The sequence below is a fragment of the Streptomyces sp. NPDC097981 genome (assembly GCF_040302565.1).
Lineage (GTDB): Bacteria > Actinomycetota > Actinomycetes > Streptomycetales > Streptomycetaceae > Streptomyces.
On sequence record NZ_JBEORW010000006.1, the window covers coordinates 252392 to 262668 of the forward strand.

The 10277-nt window shown below is 72.6% G+C and carries 8 protein-coding genes; 5 read left to right on the forward strand and 3 right to left on the reverse strand.

The genetic code is table 11. From position 1 onward, the window contains the following. Both ABTY04_RS08865 and ABTY04_RS08870 read left to right on the forward strand, forming a co-directional pair. A partial coding sequence (locus ABTY04_RS08865) for an SUKH-4 family immunity protein (RefSeq protein WP_352212628.1) occupies positions 1–1210 on the forward strand: 1210 nt, incomplete at its 5' end. A 134-nt stretch (positions 1211–1344) separates the two neighbouring features. After that, positions 1345–2226 carry a cellulose-binding protein gene (locus ABTY04_RS08870; protein WP_352212629.1) on the forward strand — a complete coding sequence of 294 codons (882 nt, stop codon included), beginning with the start codon at positions 1345–1347 and terminating at the stop codon, positions 2224–2226. 110 nt (positions 2227–2336) lie between these two features. On the opposite strand, the gene ABTY04_RS08875 is transcribed toward ABTY04_RS08870, so the two are convergent. Then, the gene (locus ABTY04_RS08875; RefSeq protein ID WP_352212630.1) at positions 2337–2915 is read right to left on the reverse strand and encodes a CGNR zinc finger domain-containing protein; all 579 of its coding nucleotides are present in this window, start codon (positions 2913–2915) and stop codon (positions 2337–2339) included. An 81-nt stretch (positions 2916–2996) separates the two neighbouring features. Here ABTY04_RS08875 and ABTY04_RS08880 point away from each other — a divergent pair, with 81 nt between their 5' ends. Continuing rightward, entirely contained in the window at positions 2997–3854 is an 858-nt protein-coding gene (locus ABTY04_RS08880) for an alpha/beta fold hydrolase (RefSeq protein ID WP_352212631.1), read from the forward strand. Positions 3855–3879: 25 nt separating this feature from the next. Here the strand turns inward: ABTY04_RS08880 and ABTY04_RS08885 are convergent, their stop codons facing one another. Together ABTY04_RS08885 and ABTY04_RS08890 are read right to left on the reverse strand one after the other, a co-directional pair. Then, complete coding sequence (locus ABTY04_RS08885; RefSeq protein WP_352212632.1) at positions 3880–4743, reverse strand: hypothetical protein; 864 nt, start codon at positions 4741–4743, stop codon at positions 3880–3882. A gap of 130 nt (positions 4744–4873) precedes the next feature. After that, positions 4874–6490 (reverse strand): MFS transporter, encoded by a 1617-nt coding sequence (locus ABTY04_RS08890; protein ID WP_352212633.1) that lies wholly within the window; start codon positions 6488–6490, stop codon positions 4874–4876. A gap of 337 nt (positions 6491–6827) precedes the next feature. Here ABTY04_RS08890 and ABTY04_RS08895 point away from each other — a divergent pair, with 337 nt between their 5' ends. Both ABTY04_RS08895 and ABTY04_RS08900 read left to right on the forward strand, forming a co-directional pair. After that, entirely contained in the window at positions 6828–7604 is a 777-nt protein-coding gene (locus tag ABTY04_RS08895) for an ABC transporter ATP-binding protein (protein WP_376098273.1), read from the forward strand. A 56-nt stretch (positions 7605–7660) separates the two neighbouring features. After that, complete coding sequence (locus ABTY04_RS08900; protein ID WP_352212656.1) at positions 7661–10186, forward strand: FtsX-like permease family protein; 2526 nt, start codon at positions 7661–7663, stop codon at positions 10184–10186. Positions 10187–10277: the final 91 nt, after the last annotated feature.

The window sequence follows — 10277 nt, forward strand, 5'->3', positions numbered from 1 at the left end:
GCTGGCCGGTCCTGCGGTGACGGGTCAGCCGCCCGCGCCTCCCGGTCCGCCCGGCGCCCCGGGTGCTCGCGGCGCCGGTCAGCCGCCGGCGCCGCCCGGCCCGCCCGGGGCCCCCGGTGGCCAGGCCCATCAGGCCGCCACCATGCTCGCGGGTCCCGGCGTACCCACGCCTCCCGGTCCGCCCGGGCAGCCGCAGGGCGGTCCCGCGGCGCAGCCCCCGGTGCCCGCCGGTGTGCCCACGGTCGGTCCGGGCTACCAGGCCGTGCTCCGCTACCGTGCGCCCGACGGCTCCGAGCAGCAGCTCATCCGGCGTTCCGCGCCGGGTACGCCGCACCCGGAGTGGCAGATCCTGCACGAGCTGCGCGCGATGAACGTGCCGCCGCAGCAGGTGCTGGAGCTGCACACCGAGCTGGAGTCGTGCGAGCTGCCCGGCGGCTACTGCGCGCGGATGATCCGGGAGACCTGGCCTCAGGTCCGGATCACGAGCGTGGCCCCGTACGGCAAGGACCATGCGGGCCGTCAGCAGGGCATGCGGCATCTGCTGACCCATCAGGGTGAGCTGCACCAGGTGGCGGACGGCCCGGCGCGTCCTGCGCCGGTACGGGCACCGCTGCAGCAGGTGCCGCTCCAGCCGGCGATTCCGCTGGACGCGATCGGCGCGGAGCTGGCCGGGGCCTTCGGTCCGCAGGGCGTGTTCCGATTCGATCAGCGGGCGGTGTCCCGTCAGGGTGTGCCGGAGATCGTGGCGCAGACCCTGGTGTGGGCGGGTCTGCCGACGGAGTTCGGGCCGTTCTTCTGGGCGCAGGCGGTGCCGGGTCAGCCGGTGCCGACTCTGGCGGAGCTGGCGGCGCAGCGGCAGGTGCAGCCGGCGTCCGATGCTGGTTCGTACCTCGTGGTGGGCAGTGACTTCGGCAAGGCGTTGTGTGTGCAGTACGGGACGGCGCACATAGTGGCGGTTCCGGTGGAGGCCGGTCCGGGTGGTGCGCCGGTGCCGCCGCAGTTCGTGAATTCGAGCCTGCCGCAGTTCGCCCGGTCGTTGGCGATGCTGGGTCACATGTGGCGTCTGCGTCAGCATTTGACGCCGGAGCAGGCGGGGCGCTGGACCGTCGATTTCCAGACGAATCTGGCGGGGCTCGACAGTGCGGCGCTGGCCTCGCCGGAGAGCTGGTGGTCGGTGCTCCTGGAGCAGATGTGGGACGGACTGCTCTGACCGGATGATCAGTTGAATGGCCGGGCCGGGACCCTCGTGAGGGGTCCCGGCCCGGCCATTCCGGCTTCGGAGAGCAAATGGCGCATCCTTGACAGGAATCCCCCCGAGAGAGGCGCTTCAGGATGACTGCTCCCATGTCACCTCACGGACCGGGTTTCGCGACCGTACGAGGTCGCGGCTACCGCACGGAAGAGGTCGACCGGTATCTCGCCCGGCTCTCCGGCAGCCGGGACGAGGCCTGGGAGCGGGTGGCGCGGCTGACGGTCCTGGCGAAGCGGATGGAGGAGGAGGCGGGGCGGCTGCGCGAGGCGGTGGCCGCGCTGGCTCCGCAGACGTACGACGAGCTGAGTGAGCGCGCCCGCCGGATCCTGCTGCTGGTGGAGGAGGAGGCGGAGGCCGTGTGCCGGGACGCGCGGGCGGACGCGGTGGACGCGATGGGCGCGGCGGAGGCGTACGCGGACCGGGTGGCGGAGCTGGCGCGGCAGGACGCGGAGGCGGTGCGCGAGCAGACGGAGGTCCGGGCGCGGCAGGGGCTGCTGCGGGCGGAGCGGGAGGCCGACGCGGTCCGGGCGGAGGCCAGGGACGAAGCGGCGGGGTGGCGGTCGCAGGCGCAGGCGGCGCTGGTGGAGATGCGGCGCCGGTCGGACGCGCTGCTGGCGGACCGCGAGCAGGAGCACGTGGAGCGGTGGGACGCGGCGGAGCGGGAGCTGGCGGCCCGGGAGGCCGATCTGGAGGCCCGTAACGCGGAGCTGGAGCAGAGCGCGGAGGGCCGGCTGGCGCAGGCGCGGCGTGATGGTGCGGAGGCGGAGGAGTCGGCGCGGCACGGGCAGGAGGATGCCGAGGCGCGTGCCGCGGAGCTGATCGCGGAGGCCCGGGTCGCGGAGGAGCGTACGGGGCGTGAGACGGACCGGATCCTGCGGGAGCACGAGGAGGCGCAGGAGGAGATGCGGGCCCACATGAACCATGTGCGGTCCAGTCTGGCGGCTCTGACGGGCCGTGCCCCGGCGGAGGGCTGACCTCCGGCGCCGCCCTGTTCCCGGCCCGATCCGCCAGGGCCGGCCCGGACCCTGCCTCGCCCGGCCCGGCCCGGCCCGGCCCGGCTCTGCGGCGCGTCCGGCCCGCCCGGTCAGGGCTTGTGGCGGGCGTAGTAGCGGGCGACCCTGGCGCGGTTGCCGCAGGCGGAGGCCACGCACCAGCGCCGCCTGGGGTGTGCCGGCAGGAACAGCAGGACGCAGTCCGCCCCCTCGCATTCCCGTACGCCGCGCACCCGGGGGTCGGTCAGCAGGTCCGCCGCCGCCTCGGCCAGTTCCGCCGCGAGCCGGCGGGCCGGGGTGCCCGCGCGGTGCGGGGCCGCCGTCAGGCCGGTTTCCGGCATCCAGACGAGCTCGCGGTGGGCCGGGGCGCCCGCCGAGGCCTCGTTGAGTGCGCGCAGGGCGCCGGCCGGGGGGCGTTCGCCGCGCCGCGCGGCCGCGAGTGCCGCGCCGGCCGCCTCCCGTACGGCGTGGACGGCCGCCACCTCCGCCGGGCCGGCCTTCGCGACCGGCCCGAGGCGGGCTTCCTGGAGGGTCAGCCAGGCCGCGAGGCCTTCCGGGCCGGCGATCAGGTCGTCCGTGCCCGCGGGCCGGGTGTTGAGCAGGTCCAGGACGAGGGGCTCGCCGGTGAGCGGGAACACCGGAGGGGTCGCGGGTGTCGGGGCAGCGGTCATGGATCTAATGATATCGAAGCCGCTTGACCCATTAGGGATCTCCGGTGAGACTAATGGAAACAAAGTCATTGGAGGCATGTGATGCAGCTGGTCCGCCACCGCACCGCCGATGTCCACGGGGTCCGTGTCGCCTACCGCGAGAGCGGACCGGCCGACGGGCCGGTCCTGCTGCTCCTGCACGGGTTCCCGACCTCCTCGCACCAGTTCGCCCGGCTGATGGACGCCCTCGGCGACACCCCGTACCGGCTGATCGCCCCGGACTACCCGGGCTTCGGCCGCACCGAGACCCCGGACGGGTTCACGTACACCTTCGACCGGCTCGCCGACATCGTGGAGGGTTTCACCGACGCCCTCGGGCTGGACCGTTTCGCGCTGTACGTCTTCGACTTCGGCGCCCCCGTCGGGCTGCGGCTCGCCGCGCGGCGCCCCGAGCGGGTGACGGGCCTGATCGTGCAGAACGGCAACGCGTACGAGGAGGGGCTCTCCGACGCGGCCCGCGAGTTCGCCGGACTGCGGCGGGACGTGCCGGGCAACGAGGAGCGGGTGCGGGGGCTGTTCACCCCGGAGGGCACCCGCTTCCAGTACGAGACCGGAGTCGCCGACCCGAGCCTGGTCTCCCCGGACGGCTGGACCCTCGACGTGCACTACCTCGGCCTGCCGGGGCGCGCCGACGCACAGGCCGACCTGGCCTTCGACTACGCGTCCAACTTCGCCCACTACCCGGCCTGGCAGGCCTGGCTGCGTGCCGCCAGGGTGCCCGTCCTGGTCGTCTGGGGCGCGGGGGACCCGTTCTTCACCCCGGCGGGGGCGGAGGCGTACCTGCGCGATGCGCCGGACGCCGAGGTGCACGTCTTCGAGGGGGCGGGGCACTTCGCGCTGGAGACGCACCTCGGGGAGATCGCCCCGCTGATCGGGGGGTTCCTCGCGAAGCTCCCCTGACCTGCCCGCCCCCGGTTCGGGCGGGTCAGCCCGCCGGCTGCGAGGCCGGGGCCGGGGCCTGGGCCGGTGCTGCCGGGGCCGGCGTGTGGCGGTACGGGTCGCTGCGCAGGCCGCGGAAGGTGACCACGACCGTGAAGGCGGCGGGCGCCGTGGCCGGCAGCCGGGCGGTGAGGGTGCCCGTCGCCGGGTCGTAGTCGGTCGGCAGTGCGGTGGACTCGACCTCCACCCGGGCCTCCGGGCCGAAGCCGCCGCCCTCCACCACCAGGGCGGAGCCCGCCACCGACACGCCCGTGACCACCGGATTCGCGCGCGTGGCCATCTTGTTGACGAGGTACGCCCCGGCCGGGGCGCCCGTGAGCGCCCAGATCTCGGCGGGCAGGTGGGGGAGCCCGGCTCCCACGTCGGAGAGGAAGAACAGCACCACGTACAGCATCGTGACCGCGCTGAGCGCCACGTACTGGAGGTCGACGAGGTCGGTGCGTCCGCTGTCGTTCGCGATGAGCTCGCGCAGCGGCCGCTGCCCGGAGTCCGTCGGCTTCGGGGCGGGCTTGGCCATGGTGCCGTTCTCCACCCGGATGCCGACGACCGTCTTGGCCGCGATCAGGGCCAGGTACGGGCCGCCGAGCAGGGGCAGGTACACCGTGGTCAGGGAGGAGAGCGGGCCGTGTTCCCCGGCGAACCAGCCGACGCCGCCGCCCGCCGTGAGCCCGTACGCGAGGATCGTGAGCAGGAGCCAGACCAGGATCACCGTCCAGGCCAGTGCCAGGGTGGTGGAGGTGGAGAGCCGGCCGTCGCGGCCGGTGATGAAGCCCGGACGGCGGCGCAGCCGCAGGCCGATCGGCCCGGCCAGGGCCGCCAGTAAGGCCAGTGCGAGGAGTGCGGAAGTCATGGCGTCCCCCGGTGCGGATCTCGGATTCAGGACTCCGAGGTGTACTCCGTTGACCGGGGTCATGACAACCCGGCAAGCGGCAAGCGGCAAGCGGCATGCGGCCATGGCGGGCGGGCGCGGGGTGTGCCCCTCAGTCCCGGGGCTGCTCCTCCAGGATCGGGAACCGCCGCGGTGCCACGAACAGCAGGACCAGCAGGGACGCCACGGCCGCGGCGGTCGCGCCGAGGAAGATGTGGTTCACGGCGGCGGCGACCGCCTCGCGCAGGTAGTCGGCGGCGGCCTGCGGGAGGAGCCCCGGCCGGTCGAGGGCCTTGGACACGCCGTCGAGGTGGTCTGGCAGTCCGGGCATCGGGGCGCGCGCCAGCCGGGCGGCGATGGTCGCGTTGGCGACGGCCCCGAGCAGGGCGGCTCCCATGCTCTGGCCGACCTGGCGGCAGAAGAGCACCGAGGCGGTCGTCGTGCCGCGCTCGGACCAGCCCACCGTGGACTGGACGCCGATGAGCAGCGGCAGCTGGAAGAGGCCGAGGGCCGCGCCGAGCAGCAGCATGATCAGTGTGGGCTGCCAGGGCCGGGCCGGGTACGGGAGCAGCGTGAACGAGAAGAGGATCACGGCGGCGAGCGAGATCCCGACGGCCGCGGAGTTGCGGAAGCCGATGCGCCGGTAGACGTGCTGGCTGAGGGCGGCGGACACGGGCCAGCTGAGGGTCATCGCGGACATGACGAGCCCGGCGCTGACGGGTCCGAGGCCGAGGACGGACTGGGCGTACGTCGGGACGAACACCATCGGGGCCACCATGAGCAGGCCGAGTGCGCCGAAGGCGAGGTTCACGGCGGCGATGGTGCGCCGGCGCCAGACCCATCCGGGGAGGATCGGCTCGGCGGCGCGGCGCTCGATCCGGACGACGACGGCGGCCAGTACCGCGCTCGCCGCCAGCAGGCCGAGCGAGGGCGCGGACAGCCAGGGCCAGGCGACCCCGCCCTGGACCAGCGCGAAGAGGAGCAGTCCGCCGCAGGCGAAGACGCCGAGTGCGCCCGCCCAGTCGATCGGGCCGCGGCGGCCGGCGGACCGTGCGGGCTCGGCGAGGTGGCGGGCGAGCAGCCACAGGGCGAGGCCGCCCAGCGGCAGGTTGACCAGGAAGATCCAGCGCCAGTCGGCGTACGCCGCGAGGAATCCGCCGAGCGCCGGGCCGGCCACGGCGGAGGCGGCCCAGACGGAGGACATCCTGGCCTGGATCCTCGGGCGTTGCTCCAGTGGGTACAGGTCGGCGGCGAGGGTCTGCACGGTGCCCTGGAGGGCGCCGCCGCCGAGCCCCTGGACGAGGCGGAAGGCTATGAGGGCGGCCATGTTCCAGGCGAGGGCGCACAGCAGCGAGCCGACGAGGAACAGGGTTATGCCGAAGATCAGGACGGGCTTGCGGCCGAGGGTGTCGGAGAGCTTGCCGTAGACGGGGAGGGTGACCGTGATGGCGAGGAGGTAGCCGGCGAAGAGCCAGGAGAAGACGGAGAAGCCGCCGAGGTCGCCGACGATCTGGGGGACGGCGGTGGAGACGATGGAGCTGTCGAGGGCGACGAGGCCCATGCTCAGCATGAGGGCGGCGACCAGGGCGGTGCGCGGTGTCGGGGGGCCGGGATCCGCGGAGGCGCCGGTTCCGCCGGTTTTGGCGCAAACCCCGCCCCCGTCGGCGGCGTTACCGCTCTTCCCGGTGGCGTCCCCGGTGTGTCCGCCCGTGCTCTCCTCCGCGCCCACCAAGATCCTTTCACCGTGCACGCATCTGCGGGGAACACCTTCTCATCACGGTGTATCCGGCGGTATCCCCCAGGGTCCCCTCCCCCTGGAGGGGGAGAACCCCTAGGGGTTGCTCCTCACAAGGGTCCAGGGGCCATTCGTCCCGGCGGAGGAGGAGGACCGCCCCGCGATGTCCTTAACTGGTTCATATGAGCGGGGGTGGGGTTAACCCCCCGGTGGATACGGCGACGGGCACCAGCGCGCCGGCCGCCTCCGCGTTCCAGACTTCACGACGGCACCAACGCCGCGGCCGCAGACGGCAGCGCAACGAACGAGGGGAAGCACCGTGACAACGGCTATGACCGAAACCAGGCACGGGGGTACTGGAGGGCATGGAGCCGTCGCGGCCCGGGCGCGCAAGGTCGTCAAGGCCTACGGCGCCGGGGAGACCCGCGTGGTCGCACTCGACGAGGTGGACGTCGACATCAAGCGCGGCCAGTTCACGGCGATCATGGGCCCCTCCGGCTCCGGCAAGTCCACGCTGATGCACTGCCTCGCCGGTCTCGACACGGTGACCAGCGGTCAGATCCACCTGGACGACACCGAGATCACGGGGCTGAAGGACAAGAAGCTCACGCAGCTGCGCCGCGACCGGATCGGCTTCATCTTCCAGGCCTTCAACCTGCTGCCCACGCTCAACGCCCTGGAGAACATCACGCTCCCCATGGACATAGCGGGCCGCAAGCCCGACGCGGAGTGGCTGAACCGGGTCGTGGAGACCGTCGGCCTCGCGGGCCGCCTCAAGCACCGCCCGACCGAGCTCTCCGGCGGCCAGCAGCAGCGCGTGGCCGTCGCCCGCGCCCTCGCGGCCCGCCCGCAGATCATCTTCGGCGACGAGCCCACCGGAAACCTGGACTCCCGGGCCGGCGCCGAGGTCCTCGGCTTCCTGCGCCGCTCGGTGGACGAGCTCGGCCAGACCATCGTGATGGTCACGCACGACCCGGTGGCCGCCTCGTACGCGGACCGCGTGATCTTCCTGGCCGACGGCCGGATCGTGGACGAGATGTACGGGCCCACCGCCGACCAGGTGCTGGACCGGATGAAGGACTTCGACGCGCGCGGGCGGACCTCGTGAGCGCCAACACCGTACTGAAGACCTCGCGGCGCAACTTCGTCGCGCACAAGGGGCGGATGGCGCTCTCCGCCGTCGCAGTCCTGCTCTCCGTCGCCTTCGTCTGCGGCACGCTGGTGTTCACCGACACCATGAACACCACCTTCGACAAGCTGTTCGCCGTCACCAACTCCAACGTCACGGTCAGCCCGAAGAAGGCCGAGGGCGGCGAGGACACCCCGGACCGCGGCATGCCCGCGGTGCTGCCCGCCTCGGCCGTCGAGCAGGTCAAGAAGGCCGAGGGCGTCAAGGGCGCCGAGGGCGGCGTCGTCTCGATGTCCGTCACGGTCGTCAACGCCAAGAACGAGAACCTCGGTTCGACCACCGGTGCCCCGACCATCGCGGGCAACTGGAACGACAACGAACTCAAGTCGATGAAGATCACCTCCGGCCGGGCGCCGCGCGGCCCGGCCGAGATGATGGTCGACGCCGACACCGCCGGGAAGCACCACCTCAAGCTGGGCGACGAGCTGCGCACCATCGCCGTAACCGGCGACATCCGCGCCAGGATCAGCGGTATCGCCACCTTCACCGTGACCAACCCGGGCGCCGCGATCGTCTACTTCGACACCGCCACCGCGCAGGAGAAGCTGCTCGGCGGACCGGGCCTCTTCACGCACGTCAACGTCACCGCCAAGGACGGCGTCAGCGACGAGCAGCTCAAGCAGAACGTCGCCGCTGCCGTCGGCGCGGACACGTACAAGCTGCAGACCGCGAAGGAGGCCGCGGACGCCAACCGCAAGGACGTCGGCTCCTTCCTCAACGTCATGAAGTACGTGATGCTCGGCTTCGCCGGGATCGCCTTCCTCGTCGGCATCTTCCTGATCTTCAACACCTTCTCGATGCTGGTGGCCCAGCGCACCCGCGAGATCGGCCTGATGCGCGCCATCGGCGCCGACAGCGGCCAGGTGCTCAAGTCCGTGATCGTCGAGGCCTTCCTGCTCGGCCTCGTCGGCTCGGCCCTCGGCGTCGGCGCCGGCGTGGGCCTGGCCGTCGGCCTGATGAAGCTCATGGGCCAGATGGGCATGCACCTGTCCACCGACGACCTGACCATCGCCTGGACCACGCCGGTCGTCGGCCTGGTGCTCGGCATCATCGTCACCGTCGTCTCGGCCTTCATCCCGGCCCGCCGGGCCGGCAAGGTCTCCCCGATGGCCGCCCTGCGCGACGCCGGCACTCCCGGCGACAAGAAGGCCGGCCGCATCCGGGCCGTCGTCGGCCTGGTCCTCACCGGCATCGGCGGCGCGGGCCTGTTCCTCGCCGCGGGCGCCGAAAAGGCCGCGCCCGGCTCGCTCTGGCTGGCCCTGGGCGTGCTCTTCACCCTCATCGGCTTCATCGTGATCGGCCCGCTGCTCGCCGGTGTCGTGGTCCGGCTGCTCTCCGGCGTCGTGCTGCGCCCCTTCGGGTCCGTCGGCCGGCTCGCCGAGCGCAACGCGCTGCGCAACCCGCGCCGCACCGGCGCCACCGCCGCCGCACTGATGATCGGACTGGCGCTGGTCGCCTGCCTGTCGGTGGTCGGCTCCTCGATGGTGGCCTCCGCCACCGACGAGCTCGACAAGTCGGTCGGCGCGGACTACATCGTCCAGTCCCAGGCGCGGCAGCCGGTCGTCCCGCAGGCGGAGCAGGCGCTGCGCGGTGCGAAGGACCTCGACCACGTCACCGCGTACCGGGAGGTGAAGGCGAAGATCACCGCCCCCGACGGCTCCGCCGGGGACGGCTTCCTGAGCGTCAACGACCCCACCTACGTCAAGGACGTCCGGCGCAAGATGGTGGCCGGCGAGCACGCGGCGGCGTACGGCAAGGGCGCGATGTCGGTCGGCTCCATCTACGCGGACGAGCACCACGTCAAGGTCGGCGACGAGATGACGGTCGCCTTCTCGCAGGGCCGGACCGCCAAGCTGAAGGTCGCCGCGATCACTTCCGACGAGGGCAACATCGACAAGGGCGTGATGTACATCAGCACCGCGACCGCGGAGCAGTACATCCCGGCCGACCGGATGCCCCGGCCCTTCATGCTGCTGGCCAAGGCCGCCGACGGAAAGGCCGACTCCGCGTACGCGGGGGTCAAGGCGGCACTCGCCGAGTACCCCCAGTACGACGTGCGCAACCAGACCGACTACAAGAAGTCCCTCAAGGACCAGGTCGGCCAGCTGCTGAACATGGTCTACGGGCTCCTCGCCCTCGCGATCATCGTGGCGGTCCTGGGTGTCGTGAACACCCTCGCCCTCTCGGTGGTCGAGCGGACCCGCGAGATCGGCCTCATGCGCGCCATCGGCCTCTCCCGCCGCCAGCTGCGCCGCATGATCCGCCTGGAGTCGGTGGTCATCGCCCTCTTCGGAGCCCTCCTCGGCCTCGGCCTGGGCATGGGCTGGGGAGCCACCGCGCAGCAGCTGCTCGCCCTCCAGGGCCTGAAGGTGCTGGAGATCCCCTGGCCGACGATCATCGGCGTGTTCGCCGGGTCGGCCTTCGTGGGCCTGTTCGCCGCACTGGTCCCGGCCTTCCGGGCAGGGCGGATGAACGTACTGAACGCGATCGCGAGCGACTAGTGCTGTGACCGCATAGGTTCGCCGGGTTGGTGGTCGTGGCGGTTGGATGTGCGGTGACGTTCATTTCGACCGCTGGAGGCGCGGTGGCTGA